A 19,346-nucleotide genomic window follows, 5' to 3' on the forward strand; every position below is an offset into this window, starting at 1 on the left:
ACTTCGTACCGGATTCGCGCACACCTCTTGACACCCACCCCCGCGGGGCCGCAACCTTCCGGCCAGATGGATGTGGGAGCGCTCCCACACCCCGCCTTGGACGAGGAGAGTCGCATGCGCACTTCCAGAACGAGAACCGCGATGGTCGCCGGGCTCGCGGCCTGCACGGTCCTGCTCACCGGCTGCGGTGACGGAGGGTCCGACGAGGCCTCCGGCGACGGAAAGATCACCCTGCGCATCGGGACGTTCGGTTCCTTCGGCTACGACGACAAGACCGGCGCCAAGCTCTACGCCGAGTACGAGAAGACGCACCCGGGCATCGAGATCGTCGAGTCCAACGTGGCCGACGGCCAGAAGTACTGGGACACGCTGAAGCTGCGCCTCTCGCGCAACAGCGGTCTCGCCGACATCCAGGCCCTGGAGGTCGGCTACATCGCCGAGGCCACCGGCCCGGCGATGGCCGGCAAGTGGGCGGACCTCGGCTCCACCGGGGGCGCCGACCTCGGCGCGTTCCTCGACTGGAAGGTCAAGCAGGCCACCACCTCCGACGGCAAGGTCATCGGCCTCGGCACCGACATCGGCCCCATGGCCATCTGCTACAACAAGGACCTCTTCGCCAAGGCCAAGCTGCCCACCGACCGCGCGAAGGTCGCCGAACTCTGGGCCGGGGACTGGTCGAAGTTCCTCGCGACGGGCAAGACCTACCAGAAGAACGCTCCCGCCGGAACCGCCTTCCACGACTCCGCGAGCGGTCTCTTCAACGCCGTCGTCTCCAGCCAGCCGGTCCAGTACGCCGACACCGGCGGGCAGCTGGACTACGAGAACAGCCCCGGCGTGAAGAAGGCCTGGGACACCGCCGTCGAGGCGGCGACGAGCGGGATCACCGCCAAGCTGCGCCAGTTCGACGAGAAGGGCAGCTGGAACGCCGCCTTCAAGAACAACAAGTTCGCCACGGTCGCCTGCCCGAGCTGGATGACCGGCATCATCAAGGACCAGGCCGGCGCCGGCAACCAGGGCAAGTGGGACATCGCCGCGCCGCCGGTGGCCGGCAACTGGGGCGGCTCCTTCCTCGCCGTCCCCAAGTCCGGCAAGCACGCCAAGGAGGCGGCCGAGCTCGCCGCCTGGCTGACCGCCCCGGCCCAGCACGCCAAGGTCTTCGGGGTGAACGGCAACATCCCGTCCACCAAGGACACCCTCTCCTCCCCCACCGTCCAGAACGCCAAGCTGCCGTACTTCGGTGACACCCCGGTCGGGAAGATCTACTCCGACGCGGCGGCCGGCATCACCCCGGCCCCGATCAGCCGCTGGGACGGCCAGGTGAAGACCTTCATCACCGACAACGGCATCCTCGACATCGAGCAGCGCGGTACGGACCCGGCGAAGGCCTGGGAGAACGTCAGGAAACTGGTCGCGGACAAGATCGCGCAGTAGGCGAGCGGCCCGGCGCGGCCGGCCCGCCCCGAACCCCGCCCGTCCGAGGGCCCGCACACCCCGCGCGCGCCGCCCGGCGCTCCCCCGCCGGGCGGCCGACCGGCCGCTTCCGCCCCACCCCGCGTGGCCCCCCTTGCCCAGCCCCCGCCTTGCCCGTCACGGCTCGCGCGGCCGATGACGCCCGCCGCCGTACCCCCATACCGCCGTACCGAAGCAGCGACGTACCGACACCCGAAGGGACGCCCCTCGTGGCCACCTCCGTCCGGGCGGCGGCCGACGGCCCCCCGCCGCCCGCCCCGCACCCCTCCCCCGCCGCCCGCCCGAACAACCCCCGCCCGCCCGGACCGTGGCGCAGCAGGATGTACCGGTGGGACCTGCGGCTGAGCCCGTACGCCTTCGTCGCCCCGTTCTTCCTCACGTTCGCGGCCTTCGGGCTCTTCCCGCTGCTCTACACGGGCTGGCTCTCGCTCCACCGCGTGGAGCTCGGCGGCGACGCGCAGTGGAGGGGCCTCGACAACTACACCGCCCTCACCGACAGCGAGTTCTTCTGGAACGCGCTCGGCAACACCTTCACCATCGGTGTCGTCTCGACCGTCCCGCAGCTCCTGATGGCGCTGGGCCTGGCCCATCTGCTCAACTACAAGCTGCGCGGCCGCGGTTTCTTCCGGGTCGCGGTCCTCGCCCCGTACGCCACCTCGATCGCGGCGGCCACCCTCGTCTTCGCCCAGCTCTTCAACACCGACTACGGCCTCATCAACACCGTGCTCGGCTGGGCCGGCTTCGACCCCGTGGACTGGGAGTCGTCCAAGTGGCCGTCGCAGATCGCCATCTCGACGATCGTGACCTGGCGCTGGACCGGATACAACGCGCTCATCTACCTGGCGGCCATGCAGGCCGTCCCGCAGGACCTCTACGAGGCCGCGGCGCTCGACGGCGCCTCGCGCTGGCGGCAGTTCCTCAGCGTGACCATCCCCTCGATCCGTCCGACGATCCTGTTCACGATCATCGTCTCCACCATCGGCGCCACCCAGCTCTTCGGCGAGCCGATGATCTTCGGAGGCAGCCTGGGCATCAGCGGCGGCAGCGGCAACCAGTTCCAGACCCTCAGCCTGCTCATGTACGAGAAGGGCTGGGTGACCGGTGCGCTGGGGCAGGCGTCCGCGATCGCCTGGGTGATGCTGCTGCTCCTGCTGCTGATCGGGGCCGTCCAGAGGCTCGTGTCCCGGGCCAACCGCAAGAAGCTGGGGGCATGACCTCATGACGCACACCCTCGACAGGACACCCGCCGGCGGCGGGACCTCCGCCCCCGGCCGGCCGCGCGGGAGGCGTTTCGGGGCCCCGGGCGCCGGGCGCCAGCACCACGCCGGGCCGCTGACCTACGTCCTCCTCGGCCTGGCCGCCCTGGTCTCGCTCTTCCCGCTGTACTGGAACCTGGTCGCCGCCTCCCACTCGGGCGAGCGCGTGGTCGAGGCCCCCGCCCCGCTGCTGCCCGGCCCCCGGCTCCTCGACAACCTCTCCTTCGCCTGGAACCAGGTCGACATGGGAGAGGCACTGGTCAACACCACCGTCGTCGCCGGTCTGGTGGCCGTCTCCACCGTCCTGTTCTCGACCCTCGCCGGCTTCGCCTTCGCCAAGCTGCCCTTCAAGGGCCGGGGCGCCATGCTCGCCCTCGTGGTCGCCACCATGACGATCCCGCCGCAGCTCAGCGTGATCCCGCTCTACCGGATCATCACCGACCTGGGCTGGGTCGACCAGCTCCAGTCGGTGGTCCTCCCCTCCCTGGTCGCCGCCTTCGGGGTGTTCTTCATGCGGCAGTACCTCGTCGAGGCGCTGCCGGTGGAACTCGTCGAGGCCGCCCGGATGGACGGCGCGCACAGCCTGCGGATCATCTGGCACGTGGTCTTCCCGGTGGCCAGGCCCGCGATGGCGGTCCTCGGGATGCTCGTGTTCGTGCAGGCCTGGAACGACTTCTTCTGGCCGTTCATCGCGCTGACCCCGGACGGGAACCCCACCCTGCAGGTCGCCCTGGCCGGGCTCGGGTCGGGCAACCACACCGTCGACCAGGCCGTGGTGCTGACCGGCGCGCTGATATCGACCGTGCCGCTGCTGCTCGTCTTCGCCGTGCTCGGCAAGCACATCGTCGGCGGCATCACCTCGGGCGCGGTCAAGAACTGACGGCCGCCGACGGCATCGGGCCGGCCGCCTCCGCGGCCCCCGCCCCCGTGCCCGGCCCCCACCCCCATTCCTCTCACTCGGGAGCACCCCCGCATGACCGCGACAGATCCCCGCCCCCTCACCTCGGTCCGCCGGTTCCCCGCCGGATTCCTCTGGGGCACCGCCACCGCCGCCTACCAGATCGAGGGCGCCGCGGCCGAGGACGGCCGCACCCCGTCGATCTGGGACACCTTCTCCCACACGCCGGGGAAGGTGTTCGAGGGCCATACCGGCGACGTGGCGGTCGACCACTACCACCGGTTCCGCGACGATGTGCGGATGATGGCCGACCTGGGCCTGAGCGCCTACCGCTTCTCGGTGTCCTGGCCCCGGGTCCAGCCCACCGGCCGCGGCCCCGCCGTCCAGAAGGGCCTCGACTTCTACCGTCGGCTCGTCGACGAGCTGCTCGGCGCCGGCATCGAGCCGGTCGTGACCCTCTACCACTGGGACCTCCCGCAGGATCTCGAGGCGGCCGGCGGCTGGCCGGAGCGGGCGACCGCCGAGCGTTTCGGCGCGTACGCGTCCCTGGTCGCCGATGCGCTCGGCGACCGGGTCAGCCGCTTCACCACGCTCAACGAACCGTGGTGCAGCGCCTTCCTCGGCTACGGCTCCGGTGTCCACGCCCCGGGCCGTACGGACCCGGTGGCCGCCCTGCGCGCCGCCCACCACCTCAACCTCGGCCACGGTCTGGCCGTGCAGGCGCTGCGCGCGGCGCTGCCGGGCCGGGCGAAGCCGTCCATCAGCCTGAACCTGCACGAGGTCCGGCCGCTGACCTCGTCGGCCGCCGACCGGGAGGCGGCCCGCCGGATCGACCGGGTGGGCAACGAGGTCTTCCTCGGCCCGCTGCTCGACGGCGCGTACCCGCCGGAGCTGCTCGCCGACACGGCGGCGCTGACGGACTGGGCGTTCGTCCGGGACGGCGACACGGCGACCATCCGGCAGCCGCTGGACTCGCTCGGCATCAACTACTACACGCCGACGGTGGTCTCGGCGGTCGCCGAGGGCGCGGAGAAGCCGCAGGACGACGGGCACGGGGCGAGCGAGCACTCCCCCTGGCCGGGCGCGGACGACGTCGCGTTCCACCAGGCGCCGGGCGAGCGCACGGCGATGGGCTGGGCGGTGGACCCGAGCGGGATGTACGACCTGCTGACCAGGGTCTCGGCCCGCCGGCCCGGTCTTCCGCTGCTGATCACGGAGAACGGCGCGGCCTACGAGGACGTGGTCGGCGCGGACGGCACCGTCCACGACCCGGACCGGATCGCCTATGTGCACGCCCACCTGGCGGCGGTGCACCGGGCGATCGCCGCCGGGGCGGACGTCCGGGGCTACTTCCTCTGGTCGCTCATGGACAACTTCGAGTGGGCGTACGGCTACGCCAAGCGCTTCGGAGCGGTCCACGTCGACTACGCGACACAGCGGCGCACGCCGAAGTCGAGCGCCCACTGGTACGCGCGCGTGGCGCGGGCCGGCGAGCTGGTCGACCCCGCGGAGGGCTGACCTCCGGGGGGAAGCCCGGGGGACAATTGCATCGATGCAGGTCAGCGGGGCGCATTGTGCATCGGACGTCCGTTCGACGTACCGTCTCGGGTGTAACCGGGACCTCGACTGCACGGGAGGGTGTGTGCGTCCCTCGACGACAGGTGAGGTCGCGCCCCCCTCACCCCACCGCCCGCGTGAGGGCAGGAGCCCGGGCCGAGGCATACGCATCGCGGCGACGGCGGCCGGAGCGGCCGTCGTCGCCGCGGGCGGTCTGTACATCGCCGGTCTTGTGGCCACCGGGGACGACATATCCGACGGCACGCGCGTCGCCGGGGTCGACATCGGCGGGATGAGCCGCGAGGAGGCCCGGGCGAAGCTGACCGCCTCGGCCCCCGCCTCGTGGACCGCTCCGATCCCCCTCCGGGTCGGCGACCGGACCGGCAGCGTCGATCCCGTCTCCGCCGGTCTGGCCGTCGACGCGGCGAAGACCGCCGAGCGGGCCGCCGACCCCGCCCGGGACCCGGTGACGGTGATCGGGCGGCTCTTCTCCTCCGGGAACCGCGACGTCGAGCCGGTCGTCGCCTTCGACGAGGCCGCGGCGCGGACGGCGATGGAGCGGGTGGCCGCCACCTACGACCGCCCGGTGGTCGAGGGCGCCGTGGCGTTCAAGGACGGCAAGGCCGTCGCGACGCCGCCGCGCGACGGCGTGAAGCTGGACACCGACGCGGCGGTCGCCGCGATCCGCGCCGGCTATCCGGCCGCCGGCGGATCCACGGCGGCCCCCCTGACGCTGCCGGCGGCCGTGTCCCGGCCCGCCGTGGGCGAGGCCGAGGTGACCCGTTTCCTGAAGGATTTCGCGAACCCCGCCATGTCGGGACCGGTCACGGTCACCGCGGCGGGCAAGCCGCTGCGGATCGCTCCGGCGACACTCGGCGACCGTCTGCAGGTCAAGGCCGACGCCCGCGGGCGGCTGGCCGCCACGCTCGACGGCCCGGGCCTGCTGCGCGACCCGGAGGTCGCCCGTCCGCTGGACTCGATCGCGGACGGGCCCGTCGAGGCGGAGCTGGGCGTACGGAACGGCCGGGTCGTCGTGGAGTCGGACGGCCGGCCGGGCCACGAGGTGTCCGCCAAGGCGCTCCAGGAGGCGGTGCTGCCGCTGCTGCCCAGGACGGGCGCCGCGGCCCGCACGGGGCCCGTCGCCACCCGGCTGATCCAGCCGGAGCTGACCGGAGCGTCGGTGGGGAAGCTGGGGATCACGGAACGGATGTCGACCTTCACCGTCGACTTCCCGACCGCGCCCTACCGCACGACCAACATCGGCCGCGCGGTCGAGCTGATCAACGGTTCGCTGGTGCGGCCGGGCGAGCTGTGGAGCTTCAACCGGACCGTCGGCGAGCGCACGAAGGCCAACGGCTTCGTGGACGGCACGATGATCCTGGACGGGCAGTACCGCTCGGCTCCCGGCGGCGGTGTCTCCGCCGTCGCCACCACCGTCTTCAACGCGATCTTCTTCGCGGGGGTCAAGCCCGTCGAGTACGGAGCGCACTCGTTCTACATCGAGCGCTACCCGGCCGGCCGGGAGGCGACGGTCGCCTGGGGCTCGCTGGACCTGAAGTTCCGCAACGACTCCGGACACGGCATCTACATCGAGGCGACCTCCACGGACTCCTCGGTGACCGTCACGTTCTACGGCACGAAGAAGCACGACTCCGTGGAGGCGGTGGCGGGGCCGCGCACCCGCCTCAAGGAGCCGGCCGAGCGGACGGGCAAGGGCCCGACGTGCGAGCCCCAGACGCCGCTGGAGGGCTTCGACATCGCCGTGGACCGGGTCTTCCGCGACGGCGGGGCGGAGGTCGGGCGGGAGACGTTCCGCACGCACTACACCCCGCGCGACCGCGTCACCTGCGAGTGAGGCGGGCCGGGCGGCCCCGCGTCAGCCGGTGGCGATGCCGGGGTCGCTGACCCCGGTGGCACCGGTCTCCACGTGCCCGGCGAAGCGCCGCAGGAAGGCGGCGTCCCGGTCGGAGACGACGGAGAGGTCGTACCAGCGCCGGCTGCCCCGCAGGTCGACGGTGTGCCGCACCGTGGCGCCCTTGGCGACCTTGAAGGTCTGCGCCTGACCGCCGTACGCCCTGGCCTGGGTGACGGTCAGGTGGACGTCGGCGGCGCCGGGGTTGGTCATGGTCAGCAGCAGGCTTCCGGTCGCCGCGTCGTGCCGGGCCGTCACCTCGGGTCCCGCCGTCCTGCCCGGCCCCTTGAAGCCGCGCAGGAAGCCGTTGGGGCCGGTGACCGTCAGGTCGTAGACGCCCTGGGAGTAGGCGGTGTTCCAGGTGTCGGAGAGGGTCTTGCCCGCCCCGGCGGTGTACGTCCAGGGTCCGTCGGTGCGGCCCCGGGCGGTGACGTAGAAGAAGGCGCCCGCACCGGCCCCCGCGCCGAAGGCGAGGGTGAAGCGGCCGGTCGAGGGGGTGGCGGTGCCGTCGACGACCAGTTCGTAGGGCAGCGCGCGGGTGGGGCGGGCGCCCGGCTCCTGCCGGGGCAGCGCCGGCCGGGCGGGCGGTTTGGGCACGTAGCTGGGGTGCCGGTCGCCGTCCGGCGGGCGGTAGCCGCTGGTGTCCGGCAGCGTCGCCGGCGCGGTGTTCTCGAGGCCGAAGTCGAAGGCGGAGGTCAGGTCGCCGCAGACGGCCCTGCGCCAGGGGGAGATGTGCGGTTCGGCGACGCCGAAGCGGCGCTCCATGAAGCGGATGACGGAGGTGTGGTCGAAGACCTCGGAGCAGACGTAGCCGCCCTTGCTCCAGGGCGAGACGACGAGCATCGGGACGCGCTGGCCGAGGCCGTAGGCGCCGGCGGCGTAGCGGGAGTCGCCGGGGAAGAGGTCGGCCGTCGTGTCGGCGGTGGAGAGCCCCTGGGCGGCCGAGGCCGGCGGGTAGGGCGGCACGACGTGGTCGAAGTAGCCGTCGTTCTCGTCGTAGGTGATGAAGAGGGCGGTCCTGCTCCAGACCTCGGGGTTGGAGGTCAGCGCGTCGAGGACCTGGGCGATGTACCAGGCGCCGTAGTTCGCGGGCCAGTTGGGGTGCTCGCTGAACGCTTCGGGGGCGGCGATCCAGGAGATCTGCGGCAGCCGGTCCGCGGCGACGTCGGCGCGCAGGACGTCGAAGAGCCCGTCGCCGGCCTTCACGTCGGTGCCGGTGCGGGCCTTGTCGTAGAGGGGGGTGCCGGGCTGGGCGTTGCGGAAGCTGTTGAAGTACAGCAGGGAGTTGTCGCCGTAGTTGCCGCGGTAGGCGTCGTCGATCCAGCCCCAGTGCCCGGCGGCGTCCAGTCCGTCGCCGATGTCCTGGTAGATCTTCCAGGAGACGCCCGCCCGCTCCAGTCGCTCGGGGTACGTCGTCCAGCCGTAGCCCAGCTCGTCGTTGCCGAGGACGGGTCCGCCGCCGGTGCGGTCGTTCCCGGTGTAGCCCGTCCACAGGTAGTACCGGTTGGGGTCCGTGGCGCCGATGAAGGAGCAGTGGTACGCGTCGCAGACGGTGAACGCGTCGGCGAGGGCGTAGTGGAAGGGGATGTCGTCCCGGGTCAGGTAGGCCATCGTGCCCGCGGACTTGGCGGGGATCCACTGGTCGTACCTACCGTTGTTGAAGGCCTTGTGCCCGCCGGCCCAGTCGTGGTTGAGGCCGGCGATGAACTGCATGCCGAGGTCGTCGGCGGTCGGGTGGTACGGCAGGACGTCCTTGGCGCCGTCGGCCTGGTACCAGACCGGTTTTCCGCTGGGGAGGGTGATCGGGCGGGGGTCGCCGAAGCCGCGGACACCCTTAAGCGAGCCGAAGTAGTGGTCGAAGGAACGGTTCTCCTGCATCAGGACGACGATGTGCTCGACATCGGCGATGGTGCCGGAGGTCCGGGCGGCGGGGATGGCGGCCGCCCTGGCGATGCTGCCGCCGAGCGCGGCGAGCCCTGCGGTGGAGCCGACGGTGGCACCGGCGGTCGCGCCTGCGATCCGGAGGAAGCGGCGCCGGTCGAGATCGGTCATGGGTCCGAGCACCTCTGCGGGTTGGGGGGGACGTTGGTCCGAGCGAGCCCAAGATCAGCGGGAGAGGGGACGGGGGCGTGTCGTCGACGCGTGGGGGCGCGGTACAGGTGGTGAACGCGGGGCCACGAGGGCGTCCGCACGGCCGGAATCACGGTAGGGCGCGTTCCGCTCCCCACGGCGGGGGTCGGCGAAGAGTCCATGGAGTCGTACGAGAAGTCCATGCCGGGCCCGGGCGGCCGGAGGCCGTCTTCGCGGGGCGCGTGGCGGGTGATCCGCGATGCGCGTGCCGGTCGGCGGAGATCTGCGCGCCGGGCGAGGGGGACCAGTCCTCTACGACGGCAGCGGGCCCTCCGGTTCAAGGCCCGGGCAGGGGCCGGCTGGGGATTCCCGACCTCATGGCGTCGGGGCCCGGACGAACTGCCTCCCGACGGGCCCCGCCTGGCGTTACTCATCGCCCTGCGCGAGACGCCGTGCTACGGGCCCGCGCTGCTGGACGTCGCCCCGGAGGCCGCGGAGCCCGGCCACGGGGCGGGGGCGGGGACGATCCCGCGCCCGGTGGTCCGGGTCGCGGGCGCGGGGGCTCCGCTCGGGGAGGTGTTCAGGCGCCCCGGCGGACGCGGGCGGCCTTGCGGGCCTCGGCCGTACGGCGGGCGTCGGCGGCGCGACGGGACTCGTTCTTGGCGCGGCCGGGGCGTCCGGGGACGGTTCCCATGCCGCGGAAGGCGGCGCCGCCGCGCTGGGAGGCGTCCTTGGCCGGGGCGTTCTTGCCCAGGGGGACGCCGGACGGGGCCTGGGCGCCGGTGATGCGGCTCAGTTCGGCCTCGCCGGAGCGGACCGTCGTGGTCCGCGCCCGGATGCCGGCCTCGGACAGGAGGCGCGCCATGTCCTTGCGCTGGCTCTGGGTGACGAGCGTGACGACGATGCCGGACTCGCCGGCGCGCGCGGTGCGGCCGCCGCGGTGCAGGTAGTCCTTGGCGTCGGCGGGCGGGTCGACGTTGACGACGAGGTCCAGCCGGTCGACGTGGATGCCCCGGGCCGCGACGTTCGTGGCCACCAGCACGGTGAGCTCGCCGGTCTTGAACCGCTCCATGGTCTGGCTGCGCTGCGGCTGGGACTTTCCGCCGTGCAGGGCGGCGGCGCGGACGCCGCTGCCGAGGAGGTGGCGGGTGAACTGGTCGACCGCGTGCTTGGTGTCCAGGAACATCAGGACCCGCCCGTCGCGGGCGGCGATCTCCGTGGCGGTGGCCCACTTGTCCGGGCCGTGCACCTGGAGGACGTGGTGGTCCATGGTGGTGACGGCGCCGGCCGAGGGGTCGACCGAGTGGACGACCGGGTCGGTGAGGTAGCCGCGGACCAGCAGGTCGACGTTGCGGTCGAGGGTGGCCGAGAACAGCATCCGCTGACCGTCGGGGCGTACGAGGTCGAGCAGGGCGGTGACCTGCGGCATGAAGCCCATGTCGGCCATCTGGTCGGCCTCGTCCAGGACGGTGACGGCCACCTGGTCCAGGCGGCAGTCCTTGCGCTCGACGAGGTCCATGAGGCGGCCCGGGGTGGCGACGAGGACTTCCGCCCCGGTGCGCAGCTCGCCCGCCTGGCGCCCGATGGACAGGCCGCCGACCACCGTGGCGGTCCGCAGCTTCAGCGCCCGGGCGTAGGGGGTGAGCGCCTCGGTGACCTGCTGGGCCAGCTCACGGGTGGGGACGAGGATCAGGGCCAGCGGCTTCTTGGCGTCCGCGCGCCGTCCCGCCGTACGCGCGAGGAGGGCGAGGCCGAAGGCGAGCGTCTTGCCCGAGCCGGTGCGGCCGCGGCCCAGGACGTCGCGTCCCGCGAGGGCGTTCGGCAGGGTGGCGGCCTGGATCGGGAAGGGCCGGTCGACACCCTGATCGGCGAGCGTCTTCAGGAGCGCGGCGGGCAGGCCGGTGTCGGCGAATGCGGCCGCGGCGGGAAGGGCCGGGGTGACGGGGTCCGGGAGGGCGAACTCGTTCGTTCCCTCCGGGCGATTCCCGGCGGAACGGTCGGTGGTCGGGGGATTCATGGATTCCTTCCTCGACGGGGCGGATGGCGAGGGAAGTCGATCCGGCCACGCGTCGAAATGCGGGGCGACAAACGGCACCCGTGCACAATGCGAGGAAGTCACCGGTGCGGCAGAGCGGGGCGAAAGCCCCTGGAGACGCCAACGAGCCGGGGCCCTCACCTCGCGGTGGGGGCCCCGACTGCGTCAGTCACGCCTCGACGTTCAACGTCAGGCGGGGACGATGTTCTCCGCCTGGGGGCCCTTCTGGCCCTGCGTGACGTCGAAGTTCACCTTCTGGCCTTCCTGAAGCTCACGGAAGCCCTGGGTGGCGATGTTCGAGTAGTGGGCGAAGACGTCGGGGCCGCCACCCTCCTGCTCGATGAAGCCGAAGCCCTTTTCCGAGTTGAACCACTTCACGGTGCCAGTAGCCATGTCATATCTCCTTCGGGGCACTACCCGGGCCCGCACTGTGCGGATCCCGGCGTCGCCGCGATGATTACCCCGTCCGGAAAAAGCCCGAAAATACAAAAGTGCCCGACGGCGAGAACCGTCATCGGGCACTTGAAGTCTTATGGGAACCACAACTGCAACTGCTATCGACTGTAGCACGGAAATAGCCTTCCGTGTTTGTGAACCGGACGGGAATATCCGGTGTCCGGTGCCCGACCACCGTGTGGACGGCGGCCGGACACCGGGAGGACGGCCCTCGGACCGGTGCGGCACCGGAGCTTCGGACCGGTGCGGCTCAGACGGAGACGTCCCTGCGGAACCAGCCGCTGAAGGCCTCTTCCCGGGCCTCCGCGGCGCGCCGCTCGGCCCGGGCGAGGACCTTGGTGGCCTCGGCGCGCCACGCCGCCGCGTCCGCGCGGGGCGGCGGCAGGAACGGTCCGCGCTCGCCCGCTTCGGCGGCGGCGCCGAAGAAGTCGCCGCCCTTGCGCTTGCAGTCGTCGGTGCCCCAGGCGCGGCTGCCGCCCTGGGCGGGCATCTTCTGCAGGTGCGGGATGTGCTTGGCGCAGTGGATGTACGCCTCCTCGACGGTGACCTGCACCCACACCAGGGCGCGGCGGCCGGGGACGGGGTCCTCGGGCAGCCCGGGGTGGGCGCGGCGCATCTCGTCGTCGGCGACGATCCGGGCGGCGCCGTTCACGTGGAGTCCGATGCGGTCCTGGACGAAGTCCACCATGAGGATGCCGACGTGCGGGTTCTCCTCGATGTTGCCGAGGCTGGCGTGGACGCCGTTGCCGCGGTACTCCGGGTAGGTGAGGGTCAGGTCGTCCAGGACCCGGAGGAAGCCGGCCGGGCCGGCCCGGAAGGTGTTGTCGCACTCGCCGTGCCGGTCGGAGGTGGCCAGGAAGAACATCTCCTGGCGCGTCACGAACTCCCGCATGCGGTCGTTGAGCCGGTCCAGGACCTGGTCGGCGTAGAACCTGTCGGCGCGTTCGGTCGTCCCCATGCGCTGCTGGACGTGGTGCTCGCCCTCGCTGCCCGGGCGCGTCGTCCGTACCGCCACGGCCGGCTGCGGCCCGGCCTGCTCGAATGTGCTCAATTCCTTGCTCCGACCAGTTCTTCGATGGAGTCGTGCCGTATCCGGTGGGACGGGATGCCGAAGCCGACCAGGGTGTCGACACTGCGGCGGATCATGGCCGGCGGGCCGGACAGATAGGCGTCGTAGGTGTGCCAGGGGCCGTACTGCGAGACGGCGTCGGGGAGTTGGCCGCACAGGTCGCCGCCCGGGCCGTCGTCGACGATGGGGCGGACCGACAGCCAGGGGTGCGACTGCTGCATGCGGAGCATGGTGTCGATGTCGTACAGGTCGTGGTCGCTGCGGGCGCCGTAGAAGACCTGGACGGTGCGGCGACGGCCGTGCTCGACGACGTCCTCGATGAGCGCCTTGATGGGCGCGATGCCGGTGCCGCCGCCCAGGCACAGCAGGCCGTTGTCGGTGCTGTGGTCGACGGTCATGGAGCCGGCGGGGGCGCCGAGGCGGATGACGTCGCCCGGGCGGGCGCGGTGGACCAGGGCGTTGGAGACCCAGCCGGCCGGTACCGCCTTGACGTGGAAGGAGAGCAGGCCGTCCGAGCGGGGGGCCGAGGCGAAGGAGTAGTGCCGCCAGACGCGCGGCCACCAGGGCGTCTCCAGGGCGGCGTACTGCCCGGCACGGAAGGGGTAGGGCTGCCCGGGCCGTACGGTCACGACCGCGATGTCGGAGGTGCGCATCTCGTGCGCGACGACCTCGGCGTCCCACCACGGGGGTGCGCGCAGCTCGTCCTCGGCGGCGGCGTCGATCATGATCTGGGAGATGGCGGTGTAGGCGCCGACCCAGGCCGCCTCCGCCTCCGGGCCCCAGGTCCGCGGGGCGTAGCGGGCGAGGGCTCCGATGAGGCACTCGCCGACGGCCGGATAGTGCTCGGGCCGGGTGCCGTATTTGCGGTGGCCGCGGCCGAGGTGGGACAGGTAGGTCGTGAGGGTGGCGGTGTCGTCGACGTGTCTCGCCGCGGTGAGCAGGGCCTTGAAGAGGCGGTCGCGCTGGGCGTCCATCGCGGCGGGGAAGAGGCTGCGCAGCTCGGGATGGCGGAGGAAGAGCAGCGCGTAGAAGTACGACGTGACCTTGTCCGCGATCGGCTCGGTCTCGGCCATGGTGCGGCGGATGAGGTCGGCCTCGGGCGAAACGTCTCTGCCGGGGGCGGTGGACGTGCCGGAAGGGCTCGGAGCCGCATGCGGCGGGGCGGCGGCACCGGCGCGGCCGGGTATCGGGCGCTCGGGGCCCGCAGGGCCGGGCCGTCCGCCGGGACCGGCGGTCGTGCCGGGTATCGGGCCCTCTTCCGTCCGAATCCCCTGCCCCGTCTCGGTCGCTTTCCTGTTCGGGCTTGGACTGAACCAGCCCCCGCCCCCACTGCTGCCGTCCATCGGTGTGCCTCGCCTCGAACGTCTTTCGGTCGCTCTTCGCGGGCTCGACCCTACCCCGCCCGCCGAAATCCATGACGGCGATCCTCTACCGCCTGAACCACCCTCGTATCCACGTTGTCAGGACTTCACGCACGTGAGAACCCGTCCCGAATGGAAAGTTACCTATGGGTTCGACGGATGACACGAGTCGCCCGCTTTGTTTCGGTACTTCTTCCGCCACCGAAATACCCGAACACCCATCCGAACTCCGCAGTTTCTTCACTTGTCCTCTTCACTTTCCCGCCCTCGCATTTCCGTGGGTAACGGGCAGAGGGGGCGTCTTACCGGCACCGGCGGTGGCTCCGAAGGAGTGGACTCGCCGCACTGCGTCCGCGCGAGGGCTCTCCGCCCCGGGCACGGGTGGTGACCTGACCCTCCGACACCCCGAAAAGGAAGAGGCACCCGCCATGCGACGTCCATCCCGCCGCCGTGCCTTCGCCGCGGCCCTGCTCGTGGCGTCCGTCCTCGCTCCGGTGGCGACGAGCCCCGCCACGGCCGGGCCCGTCCGCGCCATGGGCGGCGACGCTCCCGGTCCGAACGACGACGCGCGGCACGGCCTCGGCCCCGAGCTGACCGCACGGCTGGACAAGGCCGTCGAGGACGTCCGCCGGCAGGCCGGGATCCCCGGCGTCGTGGTGGGCCTCTGGATGCCCGGCCAGGGCAGCTACGTCCGCGCGAGCGGTGTCGCCGACACCGCGACCGGCGAGCCGATGACCACCGACACCCACATCCGGATCGGCAGCGAGACCAAGACCTTCACCGTCACCGCACTGCTCGAGCTCGTCGACGACGGCCGGCTCCGGCTCGACGACCCGGTCTCCACCTACATCCGGGGCGTCCCGAACGGCGACCACATCACGCTCCGCCATCTCGCCGAGATGCGCAGCGGCCTGTTCTCCTACACCGCCGACCCGGAGTTCATCGAGGACCTGGAAGGCGACCCGACGCGCCCGTTCACCCCGTACGAAGTGCTCTCCTACGCCTTCCGGCACGCGAACACCGCCGAGCCGGGAACCCGGTTCGACTACTCCAACACCAACCTCGTCCTGCTCGGCCTGGTGATCGAGAAGGTCAGCGGCGTCAAGCTGCGCCGCTTCATCCACGAGCGGGTGCTCCGCCCGGCGCGCCTGGACCACACGCTGTTCCCGAAGGGCGCGGAGTTCCCCGAGCCGCACCCGCGCGGCTACACCGACCAGACCCCGACCGGCGCCCGCGCGGACGCCACCGACTGGGACCCCGGCTGGGCGTGGGCGGCCGGCGCGATGATCTCGGACCTGCAGGACCTGCGGCGGTGGGCCGGGATCGTCGCCACCGGCACGCTGCTCCGTCCGGAGACCCAGCGGGAACGGCTCCGGACGCTGCCGACCGGCTTCCCCGGTACGAACTACGGGCTCGGCATCCTGGAGTCGGGCGGCTGGATCGGGCACAACGGCTCGATCCCGGGCTACGAGAGCGTGACGGTCTACCTGCCGTCACGGAAGGCCACCCTCGTGCTCATGCTGAACACCGACATCTTCTCCCAGGGTCAGGAGCCGTCCACCCTCCTCGCCCGGGCGATCACCCGGATCGTGACCCCGGACAACGTCTACGACCGCCCCGTCCCGCCGCGCTGAGCCGACGGACCGCGCGGAACGAAGCGGCCCGGCCGACCGGACCCAGGTCCGGTCGGCCGGGCCGCGGGCCGGGCACGCGGGGCCGCGCCGCCCCCTTCAGCCGGTCGTGCCGGCCGCCGTGCCCTCCGCCGGGAAGGCGTCGGCGCGGACGTGGGGCATGGGGCTGCTGCTCACGCGGTACGGATCGTCGGCCGGGCGCGGGGCCGGGATGACGCGGACGGTCAGCGGGCCCGCCCACTCGTACCCCTTCCGCTCGCCGTGGCGCGCCAGCTCGTCCGTCAGGGCCTCTCCGACGTCGCGCCGGGCGCGGCGCTGCAGCTCCTCGTGGACCGCGGCGTCCAGTTCGACCTCGTAGGCGTTCGGTACGACCACCCGGTTCTCGCTGCACACCACGGCGTGGTCGTCGCATTCGTGGCGCAGGGCGTCGACCAGCTCGACGGGCTCCTCGTCGCGGACCCGGGAGAGCAGGCCGTTCTGCCAGCGTTCCAGGGCCCGTTCCCACCGGGAGAGCCCGCTCGCCGCCGAATGCCTGCCCTCCGGCCGCCCGTTCACCGGCGTCCGCGCAGCCGTCCGAGCAGCCTGCGCGCCTGCGCGCGCTTGCGCGGGTCGGCGGCGGCGCGCCGGGCCGAGGCGATCGTCCGCTGTCCCTGCGGGCTGCGGGTGAACTGCTTGAGGCGGGTGATCAGACCGGACATGGTTCCTCCTTGGGGCCGTGTACGTTCCGCCTACCCGCGGATGGCGCGACGATGTCCGGGAGCCCCCATCCGTACGCGACGCGCAGCGAGGAACCCGATGCACGACGACTCCCTCTCCTCTCCCTCCCCTTCCGTCACCTCCTCGCCGGCTTCACGGCGCGGCGCGGAGGGCAGCGCGCCCGCCTTCCTGCTCCACGCCGGAGCGCCCGATTCGCCCGTGATCCTCCACGTGCCGCACTCCTCCCGGGCGATACCGGCCGCCGTCCGTGCCGGGATCACGCTCGACGACACCGCTCTCGTCCGGGAGTTGGACCACATCACCGACGCGTACACGGCCGAGATCGCGGCCGGGGCGGCCGAGGCCTCTCCGCTCCTCCCCTGGCGGTTCGTCAACGGGCTCTCCCGCCTGGTCGTCGATCCCGAGCGCTTCCCCGACGAACGCGAGGAGATGCTGGCGGCGGGCATGGGCGCGGTCTACACCCGCACCACGCACCGCGAGGAGCTGCGCCCGGCCGGGCACGACGGACAGCCCCTGATCGAGCGGTACTTCCATCCGTACGCGCGGGCGATGACGGACGCCGTCGCCGAACGGCTGGAGGCCGTCGGGCGGGCGGTGATCGTGGACGTCCACTCGTATCCCACCGAGGCGCTGCCGTACGAACTCCACGGCGACGGCCCCCGCCCGCCGGTCTGCCTCGGTACGGACGCGTTCCACACGCCCCCCGCGCTGCTCGACGCGGCACGGCAGGCGTTCGCCGGCTTCGGCGGCACGCGGACCGACACGCCGTTCGCGGGCACGTACGTACCCCTGCGGCACTACGGGAGGACGCCGCAGGTCAGCGCGCTGATGGTGGAGATCCGCCGCGACCTCTACATGGCCGAGCCGGGCGGGCCGGCGGGCCCCGGACTCGACGCGCTGGCGGGCGCGCTGGCCCGTCTCGTGGCGTGGGCGTCGGCCTGACGGCCGACTCTTCCGAGGGGTGGGCGTCGGTCCGTGCCCCCGCGTCACCGGTGGCGTGGTCCGTGCGGGGGGGTCTCAGGACCGGCCGGAGCGTCCTTGTCGCCCCGTCGGCTCAGCAGGGCGGTTCCCGGATGGCGCAGTGTCGCAAACTGCGCACTAGTTGTACTCAAGTGTGCGCCTTCTGGTGCGTCACGAGACAGCCACGGTGGACACCTACCGGATGTTCCACGAACGGAGCCCGCGACATGACCCCCGTACCCTTCAACAGCAATCCGGCGGAAGACGACACAGAACGGACCGCCGGTCCCGCCCCCGCGCCGGACCCCGTGTTCGCCGTCCCTCCGCACCCGGCTCCCAGCGCGCAGCTCACCCCCGTGATGCCGCCGATGCCGCCGATGCCTCCGCCCATGCCGTCGATGCCGCCCGCGATGCCCGCCAGGGCGCCGGGCGTCCCCGTCGTGGCCGCGGCTCCGGTCGGCCCGGCGCCTCCCTACGAAGCCCCCTGGTCGACGGCCGCACCCCCACGGCCGACGGCGGAGGCGCACGGACCGACGATCAAGACCCTGGAGCCGGCCCCCAAGCGGCCGGAGCCCTCGGTGGTACTGAAGCGGGAGCAGACGCCCGAGACGCGGGAGACCGCGTTCCGGACGGCGGAGCCCCCGGTGCGGCAGCCCGTGGCGAAGGAACCGGAGGCCGCCGCGCCGGAGCCCGAGGCCCGTGAGCCCCGGCCCGCGCCGGCACCGCCCGAGCCCGAGCCCGCGAAGCGGGAGACCGAGGCGAAGGAGCCCGCGGCCGAGGCGAAGGACCCGGCGCCCTCGGCGGTCCCGGTGCTGGCCCCCGTGACGGCCTCGGCGGTGTCGAACCGCGCCGATGCCGACGACGAGGCGATACACACCCTCCTGTGGACGGCCGCGACCGAGCGTCCGGTGGCGGAGGTCGCCTCGCTGGTCGCCCGGCTCAAGGAGACCGGCGAACTCTCCAGCCCCGGCGACGTCGCGCTCCGCGCCGCCGCCGTCTCCCGCCCCCTGGAGGAGGTCCGGCAGCTCGTGGCGCTGCTCAACGAGTCGGGGTACGACCTGCAGCAGGCGGAGACCACCCTGCGCGCCGCGGCCGTGGGCCGGCCGATCGAGGACGTGGTGCAGCTCGTGAGCATCCTCGGCACGGGCAGCAGCGAATGGCGCTCGCCCGGCGGGTCGGAGGCGAAGCACCGCCCCGCGCCGGCCCCGGCCGCCGCCCCGGCGGAGGACCGTCCGGCCCCGGCCCGGGAGGCGGTCCCGGTCCTCGCCCCCGCGCCGAAGCAGTCCCGGCAGCCGAAGCCGCCGAAGGAGCCGAAGCGGTCTCGCGAGGAGTCCGGGCTGTGGCCGAAGGCTCTGAACGGGGCACTGGCCGCGGGGCCCGGAAGCCACACCTCCACCCCGGGGCTCCGTTCGCCGCTGCGTTGGCCGGCCGCGTTCGCGCTGTTCGCCTGCGGCCTGATCCATCTGCCCACGGATCTGGCGGGGCTGGGCGCCGACGGCTACGCGGGGACGGTGTCGCTGACCGTCGCCGTGCTGTGCCTGGTGTTCGGCGTCTGGATCGCGGCCCGGGACACGCTGGGCGTCTGGGCGGCCTCCGCGGGGCTCGCGGTGGGCGTCATCGCGCTCCACGCGCTGGCGAGTGCCCGCACCGTCGATCTGCTGACCAGCAGCCTCGGTTCGACGTTCGCCTGGGCGAAGGCCGTGGCGGTGCTGAGCGGCGCCGCCGTCGTCGCCCTGGCCGGTTCGGCCGTCGTGCGTCATACGAAGACGACGACCGGCGCGCCGGACAGCGCCTGACGCGCCGGCGGGGCGCGCCCGAGGCACCCCTCGCCCGCGCCGCGACCGCCCGCACGACCCCGCCCGGACAGCATCCGCTGCCCGGGCGGGGTGCGTTGCGGCCCGGGCGCGAGTGAGCCGAAGGCGGCCCCCGTACGCCTCGGCGAGTGAGCCGAAGG

General features: G+C 72.8%; 15 protein-coding genes. 8 read left to right on the forward strand and 7 right to left on the reverse strand.

The window, feature by feature from the left end; genetic code table 11:
- Positions 1–114 precede the first annotated feature (114 nt).
- The 5 genes from ACFZBD_RS08550 to ACFZBD_RS08570 all read left to right on the forward strand — a co-directional run bounded on the left by ACFZBD_RS08550 (position 115) and on the right by ACFZBD_RS08570 (position 7,036).
- Positions 115–1,431, forward strand: coding sequence for an extracellular solute-binding protein (locus ACFZBD_RS08550; protein ID WP_391137669.1), 1,317 nt, complete (start codon positions 115–117; stop codon positions 1,429–1,431).
- 248 nt (positions 1,432–1,679) lie between these two features.
- Positions 1,680–2,684, forward strand: a complete 1,005-nt coding sequence (locus ACFZBD_RS08555) for an ABC transporter permease subunit (protein ID WP_391137672.1) — start codon at positions 1,680–1,682, stop codon at positions 2,682–2,684.
- 4 nt (positions 2,685–2,688) lie between these two features.
- Positions 2,689–3,606, forward strand: a complete 918-nt coding sequence (locus ACFZBD_RS08560; protein WP_391137675.1) for an ABC transporter permease subunit — start codon at positions 2,689–2,691, stop codon at positions 3,604–3,606.
- Positions 3,607–3,699: 93 nt separating this feature from the next.
- Positions 3,700–5,142, forward strand: a complete 1,443-nt coding sequence (locus ACFZBD_RS08565; RefSeq protein ID WP_391137679.1) for a GH1 family beta-glucosidase — start codon at positions 3,700–3,702, stop codon at positions 5,140–5,142.
- Positions 5,143–5,266: 124 nt separating this feature from the next.
- Positions 5,267–7,036 carry a VanW family protein gene (locus tag ACFZBD_RS08570; RefSeq protein WP_391137681.1) on the forward strand — a complete coding sequence of 590 codons (1,770 nt, stop codon included), beginning with the start codon at positions 5,267–5,269 and terminating at the stop codon, positions 7,034–7,036.
- 21 nt (positions 7,037–7,057) lie between these two features.
- On the opposite strand, the gene ACFZBD_RS08575 is transcribed toward ACFZBD_RS08570, so the two are convergent.
- The 5 genes from ACFZBD_RS08575 to ACFZBD_RS08595 form a co-directional block, all read right to left on the reverse strand.
- Positions 7,058–9,145 (reverse strand): phosphocholine-specific phospholipase C, encoded by a 2,088-nt coding sequence (locus ACFZBD_RS08575; protein WP_391137684.1) that lies wholly within the window; start codon positions 9,143–9,145, stop codon positions 7,058–7,060.
- A 598-nt stretch (positions 9,146–9,743) separates the two neighbouring features.
- Positions 9,744–11,180, reverse strand: a complete 1,437-nt coding sequence (locus tag ACFZBD_RS08580) for a DEAD/DEAH box helicase (protein WP_391137687.1) — start codon at positions 11,178–11,180, stop codon at positions 9,744–9,746.
- A gap of 207 nt (positions 11,181–11,387) precedes the next feature.
- Positions 11,388–11,591 carry a cold-shock protein gene (locus ACFZBD_RS08585; RefSeq protein WP_100598391.1) on the reverse strand — a complete coding sequence of 68 codons (204 nt, stop codon included), beginning with the start codon at positions 11,589–11,591 and terminating at the stop codon, positions 11,388–11,390.
- 313 nt (positions 11,592–11,904) lie between these two features.
- Complete coding sequence (locus ACFZBD_RS08590) at positions 11,905–12,612, reverse strand: pyridoxamine 5'-phosphate oxidase family protein (RefSeq protein WP_391138540.1); 708 nt, start codon at positions 12,610–12,612, stop codon at positions 11,905–11,907.
- An 89-nt stretch (positions 12,613–12,701) separates the two neighbouring features.
- A complete protein-coding gene (locus ACFZBD_RS08595) occupies positions 12,702–14,066 on the reverse strand; it encodes a globin domain-containing protein (RefSeq protein WP_391137690.1) in 1,365 nt (454 codons plus the stop codon).
- A gap of 446 nt (positions 14,067–14,512) precedes the next feature.
- Between ACFZBD_RS08595 and ACFZBD_RS08600 the strand changes: the two genes are divergently transcribed.
- Complete coding sequence (locus ACFZBD_RS08600; RefSeq protein WP_391137693.1) at positions 14,513–15,718, forward strand: serine hydrolase; 1,206 nt, start codon at positions 14,513–14,515, stop codon at positions 15,716–15,718.
- Positions 15,719–15,814: 96 nt separating this feature from the next.
- Here ACFZBD_RS08600 and ACFZBD_RS08605 read toward each other — a convergent pair whose 3' ends face one another.
- Positions 15,815–16,270, reverse strand: a complete 456-nt coding sequence (locus tag ACFZBD_RS08605; RefSeq protein ID WP_391137696.1) for an FhaA domain-containing protein — start codon at positions 16,268–16,270, stop codon at positions 15,815–15,817.
- Positions 16,267–16,413 carry a hypothetical protein gene (locus ACFZBD_RS08610; RefSeq protein WP_391137699.1) on the reverse strand — a complete coding sequence of 49 codons (147 nt, stop codon included), beginning with the start codon at positions 16,411–16,413 and terminating at the stop codon, positions 16,267–16,269. Before ACFZBD_RS08610 ends, ACFZBD_RS08605 begins: the two co-directional genes overlap by 4 nt.
- Before the next feature lie 97 nt (positions 16,414–16,510).
- On the opposite strand from ACFZBD_RS08610, the gene ACFZBD_RS08615 reads away from it, so the two are divergent.
- Both ACFZBD_RS08615 and ACFZBD_RS08620 read left to right on the forward strand, forming a co-directional pair.
- Positions 16,511–17,374 carry an N-formylglutamate amidohydrolase gene (locus ACFZBD_RS08615; RefSeq protein WP_391137702.1) on the forward strand — a complete coding sequence of 288 codons (864 nt, stop codon included), beginning with the start codon at positions 16,511–16,513 and terminating at the stop codon, positions 17,372–17,374.
- 245 nt (positions 17,375–17,619) lie between these two features.
- Complete coding sequence (locus ACFZBD_RS08620) at positions 17,620–19,188, forward strand: hypothetical protein (protein ID WP_391137705.1); 1,569 nt, start codon at positions 17,620–17,622, stop codon at positions 19,186–19,188.
- The last annotated feature ends 158 nt before the right edge of the window (positions 19,189–19,346 follow it).

The organism is Streptomyces sp. NPDC008121 (assembly GCF_042957155.1).
GTDB lineage: Bacteria > Actinomycetota > Actinomycetes > Streptomycetales > Streptomycetaceae > Streptomyces.

Bases quoted from the DNA above. Each gene is read 5' to 3' on its own strand.
- ACFZBD_RS08550 (WP_391137669.1), top strand. From the start codon at position 115: ATGCGCACTTCCAGAACGAGAACCGCGATGGTCGCCGGGCTCGCGGCC.
- ACFZBD_RS08560 (WP_391137675.1), top strand. From the start codon at position 2,689: ATGACGCACACCCTCGACAGGACACCCGCCGGCGGCGGGACCTCCGCC.
- ACFZBD_RS08565 (WP_391137679.1), top strand. From the start codon at position 3,700: ATGACCGCGACAGATCCCCGCCCCCTCACCTCGGTCCGCCGGTTCCCC.
- ACFZBD_RS08575 (WP_391137684.1), bottom strand. From the start codon at position 9,145: ATGACCGATCTCGACCGGCGCCGCTTCCTCCGGATCGCAGGCGCGACC.
- ACFZBD_RS08580 (WP_391137687.1), bottom strand. From the start codon at position 11,180: ATGAATCCCCCGACCACCGACCGTTCCGCCGGGAATCGCCCGGAGGGA.
- ACFZBD_RS08585 (WP_100598391.1), bottom strand. From the start codon at position 11,591: ATGGCTACTGGCACCGTGAAGTGGTTCAACTCGGAAAAGGGCTTCGGC.
- ACFZBD_RS08590 (WP_391138540.1), bottom strand. From the start codon at position 12,612: ATGGGGACGACCGAACGCGCCGACAGGTTCTACGCCGACCAGGTCCTG.
- ACFZBD_RS08595 (WP_391137690.1), bottom strand. From the start codon at position 14,066: ATGGACGGCAGCAGTGGGGGCGGGGGCTGGTTCAGTCCAAGCCCGAAC.
- ACFZBD_RS08600 (WP_391137693.1), top strand. From the start codon at position 14,513: ATGCGACGTCCATCCCGCCGCCGTGCCTTCGCCGCGGCCCTGCTCGTG.
- ACFZBD_RS08610 (WP_391137699.1), bottom strand. From the start codon at position 16,413: ATGTCCGGTCTGATCACCCGCCTCAAGCAGTTCACCCGCAGCCCGCAG.
- ACFZBD_RS08615 (WP_391137702.1), top strand. From the start codon at position 16,511: ATGCACGACGACTCCCTCTCCTCTCCCTCCCCTTCCGTCACCTCCTCG.
- ACFZBD_RS08620 (WP_391137705.1), top strand. From the start codon at position 17,620: ATGACCCCCGTACCCTTCAACAGCAATCCGGCGGAAGACGACACAGAA.